This window comes from Dyella ginsengisoli LA-4, from assembly GCF_000334915.1.
Classification (GTDB): Bacteria; Pseudomonadota; Gammaproteobacteria; order Xanthomonadales; family Rhodanobacteraceae; genus Dyella_A; species Dyella_A ginsengisoli_A.
The window spans coordinates 38,931-56,857 of the sequence record NZ_AMSF01000080.1 but is presented as its reverse complement, the minus strand read 5'-3'; the positions used below and the strand labels follow the sequence as shown (position 1 = coordinate 56,857).

Annotated in this window: 19 protein-coding genes; 5 read left to right on the top strand and 14 right to left on the bottom strand. The window is 70.2% G+C overall.

Translation table 11 applies throughout. The features are described from left to right. Nucleotides 1-90 precede the first annotated feature (90 nt). From mutM to C693_RS0117505, 6 genes are all read right to left on the bottom strand, one after another. A complete protein-coding gene (gene mutM, locus C693_RS0117530) occupies nucleotides 91-918 on the bottom strand; it encodes a bifunctional DNA-formamidopyrimidine glycosylase/DNA-(apurinic or apyrimidinic site) lyase (RefSeq protein ID WP_017463589.1) in 828 nt (275 codons plus the stop codon). A 179-nt stretch (nucleotides 919-1,097) separates the two neighbouring features. After that, on the bottom strand, nucleotides 1,098-2,507 hold the full coding sequence (gene gndA / locus C693_RS0117525; RefSeq protein WP_017463588.1) for an NADP-dependent phosphogluconate dehydrogenase: 1,410 nt from the start codon (nucleotides 2,505-2,507) through the stop codon (nucleotides 1,098-1,100). 70 nt (nucleotides 2,508-2,577) lie between these two features. Next, nucleotides 2,578-3,072, bottom strand: coding sequence for a hypothetical protein (locus tag C693_RS0117520; protein ID WP_017463587.1), 495 nt, complete (start codon nucleotides 3,070-3,072; stop codon nucleotides 2,578-2,580). A 3-nt stretch (nucleotides 3,073-3,075) separates the two neighbouring features. After that, nucleotides 3,076-4,425, bottom strand: coding sequence for a GldG family protein (locus tag C693_RS0117515; protein WP_017463586.1), 1,350 nt, complete (start codon nucleotides 4,423-4,425; stop codon nucleotides 3,076-3,078). After that, a complete protein-coding gene (locus C693_RS0117510; protein ID WP_017463585.1) occupies nucleotides 4,425-5,210 on the bottom strand; it encodes an ABC transporter permease in 786 nt (261 codons plus the stop codon). Before C693_RS0117510 ends, C693_RS0117515 begins: the two co-directional genes overlap by 1 nt. Then, on the bottom strand, nucleotides 5,207-5,947 hold the full coding sequence (locus C693_RS0117505) for an ABC transporter ATP-binding protein (RefSeq protein ID WP_017463584.1): 741 nt from the start codon (nucleotides 5,945-5,947) through the stop codon (nucleotides 5,207-5,209). Before C693_RS0117505 ends, C693_RS0117510 begins: the two co-directional genes overlap by 4 nt. Nucleotides 5,948-6,105: 158 nt before the next feature. Between C693_RS0117505 and C693_RS0117500 the strand changes: the two genes are divergently transcribed. Continuing rightward, on the top strand, nucleotides 6,106-7,296 hold the full coding sequence (locus C693_RS0117500; RefSeq protein ID WP_017463583.1) for a DesA family fatty acid desaturase: 1,191 nt from the start codon (nucleotides 6,106-6,108) through the stop codon (nucleotides 7,294-7,296). Between the two features lie 73 nt (nucleotides 7,297-7,369). Here C693_RS0117500 and C693_RS0117495 read toward each other — a convergent pair whose 3' ends face one another. After that, nucleotides 7,370-7,894, bottom strand: a complete 525-nt coding sequence (locus tag C693_RS0117495; RefSeq protein ID WP_017463582.1) for a DUF3016 domain-containing protein — start codon at nucleotides 7,892-7,894, stop codon at nucleotides 7,370-7,372. 99 nt (nucleotides 7,895-7,993) lie between these two features. Between C693_RS0117495 and C693_RS0117490 the strand changes: the two genes are divergently transcribed. Continuing rightward, nucleotides 7,994-9,112: a saccharopine dehydrogenase family protein gene (locus tag C693_RS0117490; protein ID WP_017463581.1), complete on the top strand. Its 1,119-nt coding sequence runs from the start codon at nucleotides 7,994-7,996 to the stop codon at nucleotides 9,110-9,112. 12 nt (nucleotides 9,113-9,124) lie between these two features. On the opposite strand, the gene C693_RS0117485 is transcribed toward C693_RS0117490, so the two are convergent. From C693_RS0117485 to rpmB, 4 genes are all read right to left on the bottom strand, one after another. Further along, nucleotides 9,125-9,520: a thiol-disulfide oxidoreductase DCC family protein gene (locus C693_RS0117485; RefSeq protein ID WP_017463580.1), complete on the bottom strand. Its 396-nt coding sequence runs from the start codon at nucleotides 9,518-9,520 to the stop codon at nucleotides 9,125-9,127. Beyond that, nucleotides 9,510-10,064 (bottom strand): DUF4166 domain-containing protein, encoded by a 555-nt coding sequence (locus C693_RS0117480; RefSeq protein ID WP_017463579.1) that lies wholly within the window; start codon nucleotides 10,062-10,064, stop codon nucleotides 9,510-9,512. Before C693_RS0117480 ends, C693_RS0117485 begins: the two co-directional genes overlap by 11 nt. Before the next feature lie 131 nt (nucleotides 10,065-10,195). Next, nucleotides 10,196-10,363 (bottom strand): 50S ribosomal protein L33, encoded by a 168-nt coding sequence (gene rpmG / locus C693_RS0117475; protein ID WP_017463578.1) that lies wholly within the window; start codon nucleotides 10,361-10,363, stop codon nucleotides 10,196-10,198. 11 nt (nucleotides 10,364-10,374) lie between these two features. Then, a complete protein-coding gene (gene rpmB, locus C693_RS0117470) occupies nucleotides 10,375-10,611 on the bottom strand; it encodes a 50S ribosomal protein L28 (protein WP_026107522.1) in 237 nt (78 codons plus the stop codon). A 325-nt stretch (nucleotides 10,612-10,936) separates the two neighbouring features. Between rpmB and secB the strand changes: the two genes are divergently transcribed. The 3 genes from secB (at nucleotide 10,937) to C693_RS0117455 (ending at nucleotide 15,604) form a co-directional block, all read left to right on the top strand. Beyond that, nucleotides 10,937-11,443 carry a protein-export chaperone SecB gene (secB, locus tag C693_RS0117465; protein WP_017463576.1) on the top strand — a complete coding sequence of 169 codons (507 nt, stop codon included), beginning with the start codon at nucleotides 10,937-10,939 and terminating at the stop codon, nucleotides 11,441-11,443. Nucleotides 11,444-11,450: 7 nt separating this feature from the next. Next, complete coding sequence (locus C693_RS0117460; protein WP_017463575.1) at nucleotides 11,451-12,476, top strand: NAD(P)H-dependent glycerol-3-phosphate dehydrogenase; 1,026 nt, start codon at nucleotides 11,451-11,453, stop codon at nucleotides 12,474-12,476. Between the two features lie 104 nt (nucleotides 12,477-12,580). Beyond that, the gene (locus tag C693_RS0117455; RefSeq protein WP_017463574.1) at nucleotides 12,581-15,604 is read left to right on the top strand and encodes a DEAD/DEAH box helicase; all 3,024 of its coding nucleotides are present in this window, start codon (nucleotides 12,581-12,583) and stop codon (nucleotides 15,602-15,604) included. 80 nt (nucleotides 15,605-15,684) lie between these two features. Here C693_RS0117455 and C693_RS0117450 read toward each other — a convergent pair whose 3' ends face one another. The 3 genes from C693_RS0117450 to glk form a co-directional block, all read right to left on the bottom strand. Beyond that, nucleotides 15,685-16,011 (bottom strand): hypothetical protein, encoded by a 327-nt coding sequence (locus C693_RS0117450; RefSeq protein ID WP_043599214.1) that lies wholly within the window; start codon nucleotides 16,009-16,011, stop codon nucleotides 15,685-15,687. Between the two features lie 84 nt (nucleotides 16,012-16,095). Beyond that, a complete protein-coding gene (locus tag C693_RS0117445; RefSeq protein WP_017463572.1) occupies nucleotides 16,096-16,779 on the bottom strand; it encodes an HAD family hydrolase in 684 nt (227 codons plus the stop codon). Nucleotides 16,780-16,852: 73 nt separating this feature from the next. Continuing rightward, nucleotides 16,853-17,872: a glucokinase gene (glk, locus tag C693_RS0117440; protein ID WP_017463571.1), complete on the bottom strand. Its 1,020-nt coding sequence runs from the start codon at nucleotides 17,870-17,872 to the stop codon at nucleotides 16,853-16,855. Between the last annotated feature and the right edge of the window lie 55 nt (nucleotides 17,873-17,927).

Below are 17,927 nucleotides of genomic sequence, written 5' to 3'. Positions count from 1 at the left end.
GAGCCCGCTGGCGGGCGATGCTTTTGGCTTCGATGTGGATCAGGAGCAGGAGCATCGCCCGCCAGCGGGCTCCTACCTGCCGCGTCGGAGCTACTTCTGGCAGCGCGGGCACCAGAACGTCGAGCGCTGTCCCAGCGTGGCCTGGCGGATTGTCGCGCCGCAGGACCTGCACGGCTCGCCCGCGCGGCCGTAGACGAACAGTTCGCGGAAGAAATAGCCCGGCGCGCCGTCCGGGTTGAGGAAGTCGCGCAGCGTGGTGCCGCCGCGCTCGATCGCCCAGGCGAGAATGCGCTTGATCTCCCCGGCGAGCCGCGCGTAGCGGGCGCGCGAGATGCTGCCGGCGGGCTTGCGCGGATCGATGCCGGCGGCGAACAGCGCCTCGCTGGCGTAGATGTTGCCCACGCCGACCACCACCGCGTTGTCCATGACGAACAGCTTCACCGCGGCGCTGCGGCCGCGCGAGAGCTGCCACAGGAGGTCGCCGTCGAAGTCGTCGGTGAGCGGCTCCGGTCCCAGCGTGGCGAGCAGGTTGTGGGTCTCGCCCGGCCACTGCCACAGCAGGCAGCCGAAGCGGCGCGGGTCGGTGAAGCGCAGCACGCGCGCCGGCTTGTTTGGCGCCGCATCGATGGCGATGTCCACATGGTCGTGCGTGTTGACCGGCGTGTCCGGCGGCAGCACGCGCAGCACACCGCTCATGCCCAGATGCAGCAGCGCGCTGCCGATCTCCGTGCGCAGCAGCAGGTACTTCGCCCGTCGCTCCACCGACTCGATGACCTGCCCGGGCAGCAGCTCGGCGACCTCGCGCGGGATCGGCCAGCGCAGGTCCGGCCTGCGCAGGGTCACCGCGCCGATGCGCCGGCCGACCAGATGCGGGGCGATGCCGCGGCGGGTGGTTTCGACTTCGGGGAGTTCAGGCATAAAGGCGAGGAGTGAGTGGAGAGGAGTGAGAAGTGAGAAGTGAGAGAAGGCTGGCTGAGGCGATCGGGTGGTCGTGCGATGCAGACCTGCTTTTTCGGAAGATCTGGCTCGGCGGAAGAGCCTGGGTTGTGACGAACCCGCCTCTCACTCCTCACTCCTCTTCCCTCACTCCCGCTCTGTCAGCTCCAGTCCGCGTGGAAGCTGCCTTCACGATCGATGCGTTCGAACGTATGCGCGCCGAACAGGTCGCGCTGGGCCTGGATCAGGTTGGCCGGCAGGCGTTCGCTGCGGTAGCCGTCGAAGTAGGCGATGGCCGAGGCCAGGCCCGGCACCGGTACGCCCGCCTGCACCGCGGTGGTGACCACCTCGCGCAGCGCGGCCTGGTAGTCGGTGGCGACCTTGGCGAAGGTCGGCGCCAGCAGCAGGTTGGCCAGCGACGGATCGGCGGCGAAGGCGCGGGTGATGTCCTCCAGGAAGCGCGCGCGGATGATGCAGCCGCCGCGCCAGATGCTGGCGATGGTGCCGTAGTCGAGGTTCCAGTCGTACTCGGCGGACGCGGCGCGCAGCTGGGCGAAGCCCTGCGCGTAGGAGATCAGCTTGGCCAGGTACAGCGCGCGGCGCACCGACTCGACGAAGGCCGCGCGGTCACCGCTGAATGCCTGTTTCGCGGGACCGGTCAACTGCTGGCTCGCCGCCACGCGCTCGCTCTTCAGCGAGGACAGCACGCGGGCGAATACCGACTCGGTGATCAGCGGCAGCGGCACGCCGAGGTCCAGCGCGCTCTGGCTGGTCCACTTGCCGGTGCCCTTCTGCGCGGCGCGGTCGAGGATCACGTCGACCAGCGCCTGGCCGGTTTCGTCGTCTTTCTTGCCGAAGATCTGCGCGGTGATCTGGATCAGGTAGCTGTCCAGCTCGCCGGCGTTCCAGTCGGCATAGACCTTGGCCAGCTCGTCGTTGGACAGGCCGAGCACGCCCTTGAGCAGGGCGTAGCTCTCGGCGATCAGCTGCATGTCGCCGTATTCGATGCCGTTGTGGACCATCTTCACGTAGTGACCGGCGCCGCCGGGGCCCATGTATGCCACGCAGGGCGTGCCATCCGGGGCGCGGGCGGCGATCTCCTTGAGGATCGGCGCGACCAGGTCGTAGGCGTCGCGCGGACCGCCCGGCATGATCGATGGCCCCTTCAGCGCGCCTTCCTCACCGCCGGAGACGCCGGTGCCGATGAAGTGCAGGCCGGCCTCGGACAACTCCGCGGCACGGCGCACGGTGTCGGTGAACAGCGTGTTGCCGCCGTCGATCAGGATGTCGCCCTTGGCCAGCAGCGGCTTGAGCGCGGCGATGGTGTCGTCGGTCGGCTTGCCGGCCTTGACCATGAGCAGGATGCGGCGCGGGCTCTCCAGCGAGTCGACGAACTCCTGCAGCGAGAACGTCGGCACCAGGCCGGCGTCGGGGTACTCGGCGACGACCTCGTCGGTCTTCTCGCGGCTGCGGTTGTAGATCGACACCGCGTGGCCGCGGCTGGCGATGTTCAGCGCCAGGTTGCGGCCCATCACGGCCATGCCGACGACGCCGATGGCCTGCTTGCTCATGGGGCTTGCTCCGGAAAAGGTCAGTGCGGGGGAAGATGGGGCGTCCCGGCGCGCAGGCAAGCCGCGCGGCTCAGGGCTGGAGTTGGATCGCGTCGCGCTTCGGCGGGCGCGGGGTGGCGAGGATCGGCACCAGCGCCACCCGGTCGCCGACCTGCACGTAGCGCAGCGGACCGGTGGCACTGGTGTCGCCGAAGCGCAGCGTGCGGTCGTCCAGGGTCAGCGTGGCCACCGGATGGGTCAGGCCGATCCGCGCCGGATCGAAGTCGGACAGCGGGCGCCAGCCAAGGGCCTGGGCGGCAGCGATGCCGGTGAGCTGCTCCAGCCGTCCCTCGTCGGCCGCGACCGGCGGTTCGCCGTCGCGCCACCAGTGGCCGTCGTGCCGCACGTAGCGCTCGGTGGGATGGCCAGGCAGCGCCAGCGTGACGCGGGTGATTGCGTCCGGGTCGAGCGGCAGCAGGGTGGCCGGCGACGCGGACGCGTCGTGCCGCCACTGCCACAGCGCGGTGACGGCAAGCGCGGCGACGACAAGAACCAGTGCAAGTTGCTGGCGAACGGCGCGACGCATCGCTCAGTACCGCCGCCGGCGCCAGACCACCAGGCCGCCGGCCAGCAACAGCGCCAGCGGCAGTCCGGCGAGAAAACCGAAGGTCACTGCGTTCAGCCCGCCCTGCGACAGTTGCAGGAAACGATCGGGCGCGCCGCGCGGCGGCAGGTTCACCAGCGCGTCGTCGCCGAGCAGCCAGTCGAACACCCGCTCGCCCAGCGCGCGGTTGCCGCCGTTGCCGAGATAGGTGTTGGAGAGAAAGTCGCCGTCGCCGATCACCGCGGCACGCTGCTCGCGCTTGGCCGGACTGGGCGAGAGGCGGCTGAGCGCGAAGCCGAAATCCAGAGCGTGTCCGGGTTGGCCGTCCAGGTCCGGCTGGCCGGTGTCGATCCGCGTCTGCGGACCGGAGCGCAGGAACGGCGCCGCCGACCAGTCCGTTCCCGGTCGCGCGCCCAGTGCCGCCACCTCGGGAAACAGCGTGGTCAGGGTGAAGCCGCGGGTGATCGCCTGCGCGGGGTAGTCGCCCAGCGCGATCATGTGCGGATCGTGCAGGCCCAGCGCGCTGCCCGAGGGGTCGGACAGCGTGCCCGGCAGCACGGTGATCCCCAGCGCGTCGGACAGCGGCTGCAGGCCGAGGTCGTTGCCCAGCACCTGACGGCCCTGCGGATCGGTCAGCCACAGCAGATTGCCGCCGTCCGCCACGTAGTTCACCAGTGCCTGCACGCCGCCGGGCGGCAGCGGTGCGCTGGGACTGGCCAGTACCACCAGGTCGGTATGCTCGGGTACCGCGGTGACCTGGGCGAAGTTCAGCGGCACCGCGCGCATGCCGCGGCCTTCGAGCTGATGCATGAAGGTGCCGAGGTCGTCGTTGCCCTGGCCATCGGCGCGGCGCTCGCCGTCGCCGGTGACGAAGGCGACGATGCGGTCGCCGCCGCGCGCCAGCCGCTCCAGCGCGTTGGTCAACGGCGCCTCCGAGGACAGGTCGTCCAGATGCTGTTCGCGGCCGTGGTAGCGGATCACCAGCTCGCCGTCGACGGTGATGCCCTTTTCGCGCATCGCGCCGGGGTCGAGCTGCGGGTCGACGAAGCGCAGCGAGATGTCCGGCTTGGCCTGCTGGTAGCGCGCCACGAAGGTGGCGATGCTCTGCCGCAGCGAGCCCTGCGGGTTGGCGTAGCTGGTGATCTCGACCGGACCGTCCAGCCGGGCCAGCACCGCCCGGCTCTCCTTCGACAGGCTGGCGCGGGCGTCGTGGGTCCAGTCCGTCACGTGGTGGTAGCGGGTGGCGAGGTAGCCGGCGGCGGCGAAGGCAAGGATCGCCAGCGCGGCGAACAGCCAGCCGTCGAGGCGGCGCAGGGTGCGTCGAAGCGTCGTCATCAGCCGCGCTCCCGGTCGGCGTCGAGGCGGCGGATGGCCAGCGCCAGGGCCAGCGCGGTGAGCAGGACGAACCACAGCACGTCACCGCTGTCGACCAGCCCGCGCAGCAGCGGCTCCAGGTGCGTACCCAGTGCCAGCCAGTGGATCACTCCGCTGTCCACGCCGGCCGCCTGGGCGCCCAGGTTCACGCAGCACAGCGCCAGTGCGATCACCAGCGCGGCGGTGGCGGCGATCGCCGGGTGCGAGGCGAAGGCCGAGCAGGCCAGTCCGATCGCCGCCAGCAACGCCAGTACCAGCACCAGTCCGATCGTCGCGGCGGCGAGCTTGCCCCAGTCCAGCGTGGTGCCGTGGGCCAGCGACAGCGGCATCGCCAGCACCAGCGCCAGCCACAGCACCAGCCAGGCCAGCGTGGCCAGGTACTTGCCCAGCACGATGCCGGCGGGCGACTGGCCGCTGGCCAGCAGCAGCGGCAGGGTGCCGTTGCCGCGCTCGCCGGCGATGCTGGACATGGTCAGCAGCGGCACCACCAGCAGCGCCAGCTCGGTCAGGCCGAACGGCACCAGCGAACCGGTGAACAGGCTGCTCAGCAGCGGCACCGCGACCAGGTCGGTGTAGCCCGGTCCGGCCGGCAGCGCGGCCAGCCGCACCTGGGCGGCTAGGAAGTTGCCCAGCAGCAGCACGAAGCGCCAGGCCAGTTCGCCCAGGGTGAGGGCGCCGAGCACCCAGCCCAGCGGGCGGACGAACAGGCGACGGAGTTCCAGGCGCGCCACGGCCAGCGCGCTCATGCGGCGTGGCTCCGGCCGTTCATGGCGATGTCGAAGAACTGGCGCTCCAGCGTCGGCAAATCGGCGGCTTGCACCAGGCCGGTGTGGCGCAGCCGGCCCTCGTGCAGGATCGCTACCCGCCCGCAGACCGTCGTGACCTCGGCCAGCAGGTGGGTGGACAGGATTACCGCGGCGCCGCGGGCGGCTTCTTCGCGGATCAGCTGGCGAAGGGCCGCCACCTGTACCGGATCGAGCGCGTTGGCCGGCTCGTCGAGGATCAGCAGGTCCGGCCGGTGCAGCATCGCGCAGGCCAGGCCAAGGCGCTGGCGCTGGCCCTGCGACAGCACGCCGGCCAGCCGACGCGCCATCGGCGCCAGCTCCAGGCGTTCCAGCATGCTGCTGCAGGCGTTCGCCAATGCCGCACCACGCAGGCCGCGCAGGCGTCCGTGGGCCTGCAGGTGTTCGCGTACGGTCAATTCCTGCCACAGCGGGGCGCGTTCGGGCAGCCAGCCGATGCGACGACGGCCCAGCTCCGGGCGCTCCAGGAAATCCTCGCCGTCCAGCCGGATGCTGCCGCTGTCCGGCCGCATGGCGCCGGCGATCATGCCCAGGGTGGTGGATTTGCCGGCGCCGTTCACGCCGAGCAGGCCGAGCACCTCGCCCCGGTCGACGGTCAGGCACAGATCCTGCAAGGCCATTCGGCCGGCGCGTTGGCGGGTCAGCCGGTCGATCTGAAGCAGCGGGGGCGGCGTGGTCATTGCATGATTGTCACGGCGCCCCCACTTTCAGACAACCGGCAAGGGTTTGCGCCAGGCGTGCACACGTCACGCTGCGACATTGCGCGCACCGCCCATGCTGGTGGGTACGGAGACCCGTGCACTAGACTGCTTTTTCAACGACATAGAGACGTACTCCGATGCTCGACGCCGTACTCAACTTCCTGTCCAACGGGCTGACCCACATGAGCTGGGTCGGCATGCTGGTCTACATGCTGGTGGTGACCCAGCTCACCATCTTCACGGTGACCATCTACTACCACCGCTGCCAGACCCACCGTGGCGTCGACCTGCATCCGGTGGTGCAGAACTTCTTCCGTTTCTGGGGTTGGCTGACCACCGGCATGGTCACCCGTGAATGGGTGGCGGTGCATCGCAAGCACCACGCCAAGGTGGAGACCGCCGAGGACCCGCACAGCCCGCAGATCTACGGCATCAAGAAGGTGTTCTGGGACGGCGTGGCGCTGTACCGCGACGCAAGCGAAGTGAAGGAAGACCTCGAGAAGTACGGCCGCGGCACCCCGGACGACTGGATCGAGCGCAAGCTCTACACCGGTCATCCGTACTGGGGCCCGGCGCTGATGCTGATCATCAGCTTCGCCCTGTTCGGCGTGATCGGCGTGGCCTTCTGGGCGGTGCAGATGATCTGGATCCCGTTCTGGGCCGCCGGCTTCGTCAACGGCATCGGCCACTGGTGGGGTTACCGCAACTTCGAGAGCGCCGACACCGCGACCAACCTGATCCCGTGGGGCTTCTGGATCGGCGGCGAAGAGCTGCACAACAACCACCACGCCTTCCCCAGCTCGGCCAAGTTCGCCCTGCGCAAGTGGGAGTTCGACATCGGCTGGGCGGTGATCTGCGCCCTGCGCGCGGTTGGCTTGGCCAAGGTGCTGCGCGTGGCGCCCACGCTGGACGTGCGCCCGAACGTGAACCTGCCCGACGCCGAGACGCTCAAGGCCGTGCTCACCCATCGCTTCCAGGCGATGACCGACTACTACCGCGGCGTGATCGTGCCGACCCTGCGCGAGGAAGCGGCCCATGCCGGCGAGAGCATCAAGGCCGTGCCGCGTCGTCTGCGCCGCGCGCTGGCCGACGGTGGCCGCTGGCTGGACGGCGAAGGCCACGACCGCCTGCAGGCGGTGCTGGCCAAGCGCCCGACCCTGCGCACCGTGGTCGACTTCCGCAGTCGCCTTGTTGCCCTGATGGAGCAGCGTGGCACCGACCAGGCGCTGAAGGGCCTGCAGCAGTGGATCCACGAAGCCGAGCAGAGCGGTATCCGCGCCCTGCAGGAGTTCGCGGCCAAGCTCAAGGGTTACGCGATCGCCAGTTGATGCCATATCGCGGCATGCGAGAACGAAAAAGCCCGCCATCCCGGCGGGCTTTTTCTTTGGCTGGTGGCGCGAATCAGAGCTGGTCGGGACCCTTGCGCAGCCACCGGTCGATCAGCTGTTTCTCGTAGCGCAGGTTGTCGTCGCTGGTCGGTGCGGTATTGCTGGTAAGGAAGCCCGGATCGCGCAGCTTGCGGGTGCCTTCGCGGATCACCTTGCCGTCGGCATCGAGCAGCTTGAAATGGAGGTCGATGCGCGGCGGGTAGATGTCCTTGATGATACGCACCTCGCGCAGTGCACCGCCGCGCCACGGCTCGAACGAACCGGCGCGGTCGATGTCGGTAACCACCACGTCGAGCTGTTGGCCGGGTTGCAGCATCTTCGCGCCGCGCTTCTCGATGTAGGCCTTGAGCGTCGTCAGGTAGTCGTTGCTGGCGCGGGTCGGTGCGAGCGCCTTTTCTTCGCGGGTCTCGGTGAAATGCTCGGGGTGGTCGTAGCTGACCGTCACGCTCTGAGGCGCCGCCGCGCCGGCGAGGACGAGCGGTGGCGTCGCCAGGCCACTGGCGGCGAGCAGGGTGAACAGGGCGGTCCGCACTTTCATGGCAGTTCTCCTGGTCGGGGATAGGGTGGGAGCGGCTGAAGGTTCGACAATAGCCCGGCGCGAGCGGTTCGGCGCATCGGCCAGGGAGGGGGGAAGGGTATGGCGTTCAGGGTGTTGCTGCTGGGGGCGACCGGGGTGTTCGGGGCGCGTTTGGCGCGGCGACTGGCGTCCGACGGGCGCTTCGAGCCGATTCTTGCCGGCCGCTCGCTGGGCGCGTTGCAGGTGCTGGCCGACGAGGTCGTTGCCGCCGCGGGTCGATCGGTGACGGTCGCGTCGCTCGACGTGTTCGCCGGCGACTTCGCCGCCCGGCTGGCCGCCCTGCAACCCCAGCTGGTGATCCATGCGGCCGGCCCGTTCCAGGCCCAGGACTACCGCGTGGCGGAGGCATGCCTGGGCTGTGGCAGCCACTATGTCGACCTGGCCGATGGGCGGGATTTCGTCGCCGGCATCGGGCGGCTGGATCCTGCGGCACGTGCCGCGGGCCTGCTGGTCACCAGCGGGGCATCCAGCGTGCCGGCGCTCAGCAGCGCGGTGGTCGATGCGTTGATGCCGCGCTTCGCCAGGCTGGACGGGATCGAGAGCGCGATCAGCCCCGGCAACCGGACCCCGCGCGGCGATGCCACGGTGGCGTCGATTCTCGGCTACTGCGGGCGGCCGATCCGCGTCTGGCGCGATGCGCGCTGGCAGGTGATGCACGGCTGGATGGATACGCGGCGCGTGCGACTGGCTCGCTCCCGCCGTTTCGTCGGGATCTGCGAAGTGCCTGACCTCGAACTTTTCCCCCATTGCTATCCGGGGGTGCGCACCGTGCTGTTCCGTGCGGGGTTGGAGTTGCCCCTGCTGCACGGCGGTACCTGGCTGGCGGCGGCGCTGGTGCGGTTGGGTCTGATTCGCGATCTGCCGCGCCATGCGGCACGCCTGCGCCGCTGGAGCGAGTGGTTCATGCGCGGGGGCAGCGACGTCGGTGGCATGGTGGTGGAGCTCACTGGCGAGGGTGCGTCCGGGTGCCCGCTCCGCTTGCGCTGGTGGCTGGAGGCCGCGGCAGGCGAAGGGCCGGAGGTGCCAGTGACACCGGCGCTGACGCTGGCGCAGCGACTGGCCGACCGGTCCCTGCGGGCGACCGGGGCGATGCCCTGCGTCGGCCTGCTGGAACTGGAGGAGCTGATGGCGGCGCTGGTACCGTTCGCCGTCACCAGCGGAGTCGAAGTGCTTGCCTGAGGTGTGGAGCGTTCAGTCGAGGAAGCGCCAGGCCTCGGCGGGGTCCGGCATCCGGCAAGCGTCGCGTTGACCGAACAGGCGGTAGCGGTGCCGCGCCACCCAGCGGTAGGCCGGATCCGCGAACCACCGCAGCAGTGCGGACGGGATGCGCCACGGTCCGTCCAGCCGCTGCAGCACGCCGGCAATGGCCGCGGTGTCGATGTGGCCGACCCCGTCGGCGACCAGCAGCAGCGACGCCGGATCGTCGGGCGACAGTCCGTGGGCGGCGAGCAGTGCGCGGCCGTGCCGGCCCTGCATCGCCGCCAGCCGGAACCGGCCGGCGCGATCGTGCCTGAGAATGAAGTCCACCCAGCGGCTGCACAGCACGCAGACGCCATCGAAGACCACCACGGCCGGTTCATTCGCCATCATCGACCTCCAGCGTGCCGCGGTAACCGATCCAGCGGCCGATGCCAGGCAGGCTGGCCTCGACAGTAAAAGCGTAACGGTCGCCCTCGGCGCCGCTGCATGCCAGCACGTGACCGAGCCACCGACGGGGCAGGGGCAGGCCGAGCAGGCGCGCGCCGAGCAGGTGCCAATGGATCGCGCCACCGTCTGCTTCGAGGCGGAAGCGCAGTAGCACCGGTCCCAGCCGTTCGTGCAGCAGCCGGTCCGGCCCGGCGCTCAGCCGCGAGCGCATGCGTCCACGGGCAAAGCGGCGTGTCCACCGCTCGCCGTCGTCGTCACGCGCGATTTCCACGATCAACGGTTGCGCCGGTCCCGGCGCGGGCACGCCCAGCAACTGCCGCAGCAGGCGTGCCGTCCGGCTGTCGCTGCCCACCACATCGGCCTCACCGCGCAGGGCGATGCTGCTGCGGCCGCCATGCGCACGACGCACCGGGGCTGCAAGTCCGGCCCAGGCGGGCCCCAGCAAAGCGGGGAACAGCGACTCGTCCGTGGTCATGCCGCGCATGATCGCGGTCGTCCGACGGGCGGGCAAGAAAAAACCCGCCACGGTGGGCGGGTTTCGGAGGCTGGATCCTCGGCTTTCGCCGGGATGACGTTCCGGCCAGCCGTCCGCGCGGGCGCGGACGGGGCGTCACGTCACTTGATCTTGCCTTCCTTGTAGATCACGTGCTTGCGCACGACCGGATCGTACTTCTTGAACTCGAACTTTTCCGGGGTGTTCTTCTTGTTCTTCTGCGTGGTGTAGAAGTGGCCGGTACCGGCCGACGAGATCAGACGGATCTTGTCCTGGGTCTTGTTCGCCATGGTCTAGCTCCTCAGATCTTCTCGCCGCGGGCGCGCAGCTCGGCAATCACGGCCTCGATGCCATTCTTGTCGATGGTGCGCAGGGCGTGGTTGGACACACGCAGCTTGACCCAGCGGTTCTCGCTGGCGACCCAGAAGCGACGCTCATGCAGGTTGGGCAACCAGCGGCGACGGGTCTTGTTGTTCGCGTGCGAGACGTTGTTGCCGGTCCGCACACCCTTTCCGGTGACTTGGCATACACGGGCCATGATGACCTCCGTATTCGTGGTGTAACGCCCGTTGGCCAGGGCGACGTCGGCCCAGCGGCGCCTTGGCGCCACGCGATGCTGGAGGGTGCAGCTCTCTAGGCTTGCCGTGAGGTCCGCATCGCGTCGCGGACGGCCCACATGAGCGGGCGGCAGGAGTCGAGCCGCGCATTATCGCGGAATTTCATCCGGTTGCGCAATCCTTGAGCAGTACGCCGGGCGGTGGTGCCAGTGACGGCGCGCCGGCTTGTATGGAACAATCGCGCTCTTTGCGGTTTTCCGTCCGCCCGCGGATGGAGCCAGCCCGTATTTTCGAAGAGGACCTCCGATGTCAGACGTGACCACCAACGGCCAGGCCGACGGCCAGGCCAACCAGCCGCAGCTCGCGCTGCAGAAGATCTACGTGAAGGACGTCTCGTTCGAGGCCCCCAACGCGCCGCAGATCTTCCAGGACATGGGCGTTACCGAGGAACAGCCGCAGGTGCAGCTCAACCTCGGCCAGCGTGCCACCGACCTGGGTGATGACCTGTACGAAGTGGTGCTGAGCCTGACCCTGACCTGCACCATCGGCGAGCGCACTGCCTACCTGGCCGAAGTGCACCAGGCCGGCCTGTTCGGGATTGCCGGTTTCGCGGCCGAAGACCATGCCGGGATCATCGGCAGCTACTGCCCGAACCTGCTGTTCCCGTACGCGCGCCAGGTGATCTCGCAGCTGGTGCTGGAAGGCGGCTTCCCGCCGTTCCTGCTGCAGCCGATCAACTTCGACGCGCTCTATGCCGAACAGATGCGCCGCAACGCCATGGGCGGCGAGACCGCGCCGACGCTGAACAGCTGATCCAGCCATGAGCACCCGACCGACCCTGGCGGTACTTGGTGCCGGTTCCTGGGGCACGGCGCTGGCGGCGCTTGCGGCACGCAACGGCGTGCCGACCCGGCTGTGGGGCCGCGACCGGCAGGCGCTGGAGGCGATGGCGCAGACCCGTCGCAACCAGCGCTACCTGCCGGATCTGGAGCTGCCGGCCGAGCTGCACTACGAGAGCGATCTGGCCGCCGCCCTGCGTGGCGCCCAGGTCGTGCTGATCGTGGTGCCGAGCCATGCGTTTGCGTCGATGCTCGACCAGATCGCTCCGCTGCTCGAGCCGGGCGCGGCGATCGCCTGGGCGAGCAAGGGCTTCGAGCCCGGTACCGGCCGGTTCCTGCACGAACTGGTCGCCGAAAAGCTGCCTGGTCGGCCGGCGGCGGTGGTCACTGGCCCTTCCTTCGCCAAGGAAGTGGCCGCCGGCCTTCCCAGCGCGGTCACCGTGCATTCGGACGACGAGGCGTTCGCCAGGGAAATGGCGGGCATGCTGCACGCCCCCAACTTCCGCGCCTACACCGGCAGCGACGTGCTGGGCGGTGAGCTCGGCGGCGCGATGAAAAACGTGCTGGCGGTCGCCACCGGCGTGGCCGACGGCATGCAGCTGGGCCTCAACGCCCGCGCCGGCCTGATCACCCGCGGCATGAACGAGATGCTGCGGCTGGGCCTGGCGCTCGGTGCGCGGCCGGAAACCCTGATGGGGCTGTCCGGCCTGGGCGACCTGGTGCTCACCTGCACCGGCGACCTGTCGCGCAACCGCCGGCTCGGCCTGGCGCTGGGCAAGGGCATCGCGCTGGACGAGGCGGTGCGCCAGATCGGCCAGGTGGTCGAGAGCGTGCTCACCGCCGACGAGGTGGCGCGGCTGGCTGCCAAACACGGCCTGGACCTGCCCATCGCCAGCGGCGTGCGCGCCGTGCTGCACGGCGAGGTCACCCCGGTCGAAGGCCTGCGCGCGCTGATGGCACGCGAGCAGAAGCCGGAATACCCGCAGGGACTGTTCCCCGGCACCTGAGCGAGCGGGGCGGTTCGCCGCACGAGTTTGCGGCACGGGCGTGGGCACGCCGTGACAAGCCTTGCTAAGCTCAAGGTTTTGATCGCCCAACGGACCGCATGCCCATGCAGCAACCGGACGACCGAAAGCCTGGCGATCCAGCCCCCGCGCGCGTTTCCGCCGTGTCGGGCCTGTCGTCGGTGTGGCGCCGCGTGCTGGAGCCGCCGGTATCCCCGGCGCCGGCCGAACGCGGTGTGCTTGGCTTCTTCCTGGACGTCGTCCATGAGGACGGCGCGCCGTATGGGCGCGTCGACGTCGCGCCGGCCGTGCTGGCGGTGGCCGAGCACGGCCGCTTCGTGCGTCCGTCGCCGCTGGACAGCAAGCATCTGGTCACCGCCCAGCTGGAGCCGCACGAACAGCGGCTGGCGGCCACCGTGCTGGGCCTGCCCCAGAACGTGCGCAAGAGCCGCAGCTACGCCCGGCTGTCCGGTCATGTGGGCGACGCCCTGCTGGCCGAGATCCTGGACACCGCACCCTGCTTCCTTGGTGGCCTGGGTGGCCTGCGTCTGTCGCGCGGCAAGTCGCATCAGCTGAACTGGCACTGGCACCTGGAGAGTGACGGCAGCCAGCGCCTGCTTCCGGCGCTGGCCACCGGCCAGCGGCTGCTGCGCATCGATGGCCTGTGGTATCTCGATGCCGAACGCGCCGAGGTGGGTCATCTGGAGGCGCCGGTCGAGGAGATCGCCTGGCTCGACCTGCCGGCGCTCAAGCACGACGACAGCCATCGTCTGCGCGATGTCCTGCCGCACAGCCGGCTGGCGCAGCGGGTGCCGCTGCCGCAGGTGTTCGAGGACCTGCGGCGGGAGGATCTCGCCCCCAAGCCGCTGCTCACCCTGCACGCGCTGACCCGGCACGCCCGGCTGGCCGCCGGCACGCCGCCGCTGGCCTACGCGCGGCTGGCCTTCGACTACGCCGGCGAGCGCCTGCCCGGTCGCGGTGGCGAGCCGCTGGTGCGTCGCGTGCGACAGGGCCAGCTGGTGGAGATCGTGCGCCGACGCGCCGACGAACTGGCGGCGATGGAGCAGCTCGAGCGTGCCGGGCTCACTCCCGCCGTGGACACCGAGGGTCTGCCCTGGGACCTCGCCGACACGTTGCCGGAAGACGCCTGGCTGTTCCCCGGCAAGGGCTACGCCGGCGCGCTGGAGGTGAACACCCCGGCGCGCTGGCTGGCGCTGCGGGCGCGACTGGAAGGCGAGGGCTATCTGGTCGAGTACGCGCCCAGTTTCCCGTTCGAGGTGCTGGAAGGCCCGGTGCGCTGGTACGGCGACGCCACCGAGGACGCCGACGACCACGCCTTCGACCTGGAAATCGGCATCGAGGTCGAGGGCAAGCGGCACAACCTGCTGCCGGCCGTGGCGCAGGCGCTGGCCGAGCATCAGCTCAGCCTGAGCCCGGTGCCGAACGAGCCGGAGGACGCGGTATGGTATGCCCCGGTGGACGACCGCCGCCGCGTGCCGGTGAAGCTCAAGGAGCTGCGCGACCTGCTGGCGCCGCTGGCCGAGTACCTGGAGAAGCCGCGCAAGCAGCTGCACCTGCCGCGCGTGCAGGCCGGCCGGCTGGACGAGCTGGTCGACGTGATGCCCGAGGGCGGCCAGCTGCAGGCGCCGGAGGCACTGCGCGGCTTCACCACGCGCCTGCGCGACGCCGCCGAGCGCGCCAGCGATGCGATCCCCGAGGGGCTCACGGTGGAATTGCGTCCCTACCAGCGCGAGGGCCTGCGCTGGCTCAACGCGCTGGCCGAGGCGGGTGTCGGTGGCGTGCTCGCCGACGACATGGGCCTGGGCAAGACGCTGCAGCTGATCACCCACCTGCTGGCGCTGAAGCAGCGTGGCGCGCTGACCCAGCCGGCGCTGGTGGTGGTGCCGACCAGCCTGATCCCGAACTGGCAGGCCGAGTGCGCGCGCTTCGCGCCTGCGCTGAAGGTGCTGGCGCTGCACGGTCCGCAGCGCAGCGGCGACTTCTCCCAGCTCGGCCAGCAGGACATCGTGCTGACCAGCTACGCGCTGCTTCCGCGCGACGTGGTGGCGCTGCGCAAGCAGCCGTTCGCGCTGATCGTGCTGGACGAGGCGCAGCAGGTGAAGAACCCGCGCACGCAGGCGCGCCGCGCCGTGCTCAGCCTGCGCGCGCCGCGCTGCATCTGCCTGACCGGTACGCCGCTGGAAAACCACCTGGGCGAGCTGTGGTCGCAGGTCGACCTGGCCGTGCCGGGCCTGCTCGGCGACGAGGGCGCGTTCCGCCGCCACTATCGCGGCCCGATCGAGAAGCAGCGCGACGAGGCCTGCCAGGCGCGGCTCAACCGCCGGCTGGCTCCGTTCATCCTGCGCCGGACCAAGAGCCAGGTGGCCGCCGAGCTGCCGCCGAAGACCGAGATCACCCGTCGCGTGGTGCTCGACGGCCGCCAGCGCGAGTTGTACGAAAGCCTGCGCCTGTCGCTGGCCGACGAGCTGCGCCAGGTGATCGCCCAGCGCGGCATCGCGCACTCCGGCATCGTCGTGCTGGACGCACTGCTCAAGCTGCGCCAGGTCTGCTGCGACCCGCGGCTGGTGAAGCTGGAGGCGGCCCGCGGCGTGCGCGACTCGGCCAAGTTCGAGCTGCTGATGGACATGCTGCCGGCGCTGCTGGCCGAAGGGCGCAAGGTGCTGCTGTTCTCGCAGTTCACCGAGATGCTCAAGCTGATCGCCCACGAGCTGGACCGCCGCCGTATCCCCTACGTCACGCTGACCGGCGAGACGCGCGACCGCGCCGAGCCGGTACGCCAGTTCCAGGAAGGCGACGTGCCGCTGTTCCTGCTGTCGCTGAAGGCCGGCGGCGTGGGCCTGAACCTCACCGCCGCCGACACGGTGATCCACTACGACCCGTGGTGGAACCCTGCCGCCGAGGCGCAGGCCTCGGACCGCGCGCACCGCATCGGCCAGGACAAGCCGGTATTCGTGTTCCGCCTGATCACGGCGAACACGGTGGAAGAGCGCATCGAGGAAATGAAGGCGCGCAAGGCCGAGCTGGCCGACGCGGTGCTGGAAGGCGGCGGCGCACGCGAGAAGCTGAGCTTCGACCAGGAAGATCTCGACGCGTTGCTCGCACCGGGCTGAGTCCGCGCCAGGCCGGTGGCATGGCTATCTGGCGTCGATGACTGCCTTGGGCGTCCCGCGAGCCGGGTGATCGTTCCGGCTCAGCCCGACGATGGCGGGTTGCCGCGTGTACGCAACAGCGCATCGACCGACTGCTGCCATTGCGGCGAACCGGGGGTTGCCTGCGGGGCTTCCTGCCCCAGCTTGCGCTGCACTGCCTGGTTCCACTCGGGCGAGCCGTGGTCGGGGCCATGGCCGTCGCTGGAAATTCCCAGCGAGCGGTCGACCCAGTCGTACCAGGCGGGTGAGCCGAGGGCGGCATCGCCGGGCGTGCCCGACGCGGGGGAGCCGGCCAGGGGCGCGGGGGGCGACGGGGAGCAGGCAGTGGCGAGCAGGGTGGCCAGACTGGCGGCGAGCAGGCGGCGCATCGGCATGACTCGGTGGGGAGCGGGAGCTTCCCGAGGCTAGCCGTATTGCGTTCAGTCCGTGTCAGGCCGACGCGAAGAAGCGGTTCACGCGCGCGCCGCGACCTCGTCGACGTGGCGCAGCAGGTCGGCCGGGTCGTCGTACACCCGCAGTGCGCCGGCGTGCTGCAGCTCCTCGCGGCCGTAGCCGCCGGCGAGCAGGCCGATGCCGATGGCGCGCGCGCGCTGCGCGGCCAGCATGTCCCACACGCTGTCGCCGACCACCAGCGCGTGGCGGATGTCGAAATCCAGCCGGTGCGCCGCGGTGACGAACAGATCCGGGTCCGGCTTGGCGTGGCGGACCTGGTCCCGCGTCACCACCGGCACCTTCGACGGATCCACGCCCAGCGCGGCGAGGTTGTGGGCGGCGGTTTCCATGCGACCGCTGGTGGCGATCGCCCAGGGAATCTGCTGCTCGGTGAGGAAGGCCAGCAGCTCGCGCGCACCGGGCAGCGGCTTGACCGAGCCCTGCGTGTGCTGACGGTTGAACGCCTCGGCGTGGCGCCGGCGCAGCCGCTCCAGCCGGTCCTCGGTGATGTCCAGCCCGGTCTCGCGCAGCAGCATGTTGGCGAACAGGCCGCCGCTCATGCCGATCTTGCGGTGGATGCGCCACACCGACAGCTCGACGCCTTCGGCGTCCAGCGCTTCCTTCCAGGCGAGCACGTGCTGATAGACGCTGTCGACCAGGGTGCCGTCCAGATCGAACAGGAAGGCGGTATCACTGCGGGGCATGGGTTTCTCCTGCAACACCGGCGCACCGTGCCACGGATCGCGTGACGGCCGCGCCATCGCGCGGTGGCGAGGCTCAGCGGCCGAGCAGCGGCCGGCCCGACTCCATGATCGCGATCGCGGCGGCGCCGAGCAGACCCGGCTCCGGATTCATGATCGCCTGCGTGGGCACCTTTTCCATGATGTCGCGGAAGCGGCCCTTGGCCTCGAAGCGCTCGCGGAAGCGCCCGCGCTCCAGCCACGGCAGCAGGATCGGGATCAGGCCGCCGGTGAGATACACGCCGTCCCACGCGCCGAGCGTGAGTACCAGGTCGCCGGCGACGCTGCCGAAGATGCCGGCGAAGGTCTCCACCGTGCGCGTGCACAGCGGGCAGCTGCCGTCCTTCGCGCGGGCGGTGATGTCCTCCGGCTTGAACGGCTGCGCGGTGGCGCCGGTGATGTGGCAGATCGCGTCGTACAGGTTGACCAGGCCCTGGCCGCAGATCAGCCGCTCGTTGGAGACGCGGCCGTACTTGTGGTTGAGGTAGTCGAGGATGGCGATGTCCTCGGGCGAGTGCGCGGCGAAGCCGGCATGGCCGCCTTCGGTCTGCAGCACGCTGCAGTGGCCCTGGCGCACCAGCAGGCCGCCGACGCCCAGGCCGGTGCCCGGGCCGACGATGGCGAAGGTCTGCTCGTCGTGCGCGCCGATGGTCGGCAGCGGCAGCGGGCCGACCGCAACCAGGTCGTCGCCCTTGAGCAGGGTCACCGCCATGCTCTGCGCGGCGAAGTCGTTGACCAGGTGCACGCCGTCCAGGCCCAGCGCCTCGGCGGTCTGGCGGGCGGAGATCGCCCACGGGTTGTTGGTCACCTTGACCGTCTCGCCGTCCTCGATGCGGCCGGCGGCGGCGACCACCGCGCGCTTGACCTCCAGGCCGGTGTCGGCCAGGTACTGCTTCGCGGTGGCGACCAGCGATTCGTGTTCGGCTACGCGATAGCGCCGGATGCTGTCCCCGAGCAGCGGGTCGGTGCGCGACGGATCGGCCACGCCGAAGCGGACATTGGTGCCGCCGAGATCGACCAGCAGGGTGGGAACGGAGGCGTGGGCGTCAGCCGGCATGCTCAAAACCTTCAGCACAAGCGAATAGGTAAGGTTGCCCTGCCCCAGGGCGCGA

Bases quoted from the DNA above. Each gene is read 5' to 3' on its own strand.
- C693_RS0117480 (WP_017463579.1), bottom strand. From the start codon at position 10,064: ATGCGCGGCATGACCACGGACGAGTCGCTGTTCCCCGCTTTGCTGGGG.
- mutM (WP_017463589.1), bottom strand. From the start codon at position 918: ATGCCTGAACTCCCCGAAGTCGAAACCACCCGCCGCGGCATCGCCCCG.
- C693_RS0117460 (WP_017463575.1), top strand. From the start codon at position 11,451: ATGAGCACCCGACCGACCCTGGCGGTACTTGGTGCCGGTTCCTGGGGC.
- C693_RS0117445 (WP_017463572.1), bottom strand. From the start codon at position 16,779: ATGCCCCGCAGTGATACCGCCTTCCTGTTCGATCTGGACGGCACCCTG.
- C693_RS0117510 (WP_017463585.1), bottom strand. From the start codon at position 5,210: ATGAGCGCGCTGGCCGTGGCGCGCCTGGAACTCCGTCGCCTGTTCGTC.
- gndA (WP_017463588.1), bottom strand. From the start codon at position 2,507: ATGAGCAAGCAGGCCATCGGCGTCGTCGGCATGGCCGTGATGGGCCGC.
- glk (WP_017463571.1), bottom strand. From the start codon at position 17,872: ATGCCGGCTGACGCCCACGCCTCCGTTCCCACCCTGCTGGTCGATCTC.
- C693_RS0117490 (WP_017463581.1), top strand. From the start codon at position 7,994: ATGGCGTTCAGGGTGTTGCTGCTGGGGGCGACCGGGGTGTTCGGGGCG.
- C693_RS0117505 (WP_017463584.1), bottom strand. From the start codon at position 5,947: ATGACCACGCCGCCCCCGCTGCTTCAGATCGACCGGCTGACCCGCCAA.
- C693_RS0117485 (WP_017463580.1), bottom strand. From the start codon at position 9,520: ATGGCGAATGAACCGGCCGTGGTGGTCTTCGATGGCGTCTGCGTGCTG.
- rpmG (WP_017463578.1), bottom strand. From the start codon at position 10,363: ATGGCGAACAAGACCCAGGACAAGATCCGTCTGATCTCGTCGGCCGGT.
- rpmB (WP_026107522.1), bottom strand. From the start codon at position 10,611: ATGGCCCGTGTATGCCAAGTCACCGGAAAGGGTGTGCGGACCGGCAAC.
- C693_RS0117515 (WP_017463586.1), bottom strand. From the start codon at position 4,425: ATGACGACGCTTCGACGCACCCTGCGCCGCCTCGACGGCTGGCTGTTC.
- C693_RS0117455 (WP_017463574.1), top strand. From the start codon at position 12,581: ATGCAGCAACCGGACGACCGAAAGCCTGGCGATCCAGCCCCCGCGCGC.
- C693_RS0117500 (WP_017463583.1), top strand. From the start codon at position 6,106: ATGCTCGACGCCGTACTCAACTTCCTGTCCAACGGGCTGACCCACATG.
- secB (WP_017463576.1), top strand. From the start codon at position 10,937: ATGTCAGACGTGACCACCAACGGCCAGGCCGACGGCCAGGCCAACCAG.
- C693_RS0117495 (WP_017463582.1), bottom strand. From the start codon at position 7,894: ATGAAAGTGCGGACCGCCCTGTTCACCCTGCTCGCCGCCAGTGGCCTG.
- C693_RS0117520 (WP_017463587.1), bottom strand. From the start codon at position 3,072: ATGCGTCGCGCCGTTCGCCAGCAACTTGCACTGGTTCTTGTCGTCGCC.
- C693_RS0117450 (WP_043599214.1), bottom strand. From the start codon at position 16,011: ATGCGCCGCCTGCTCGCCGCCAGTCTGGCCACCCTGCTCGCCACTGCC.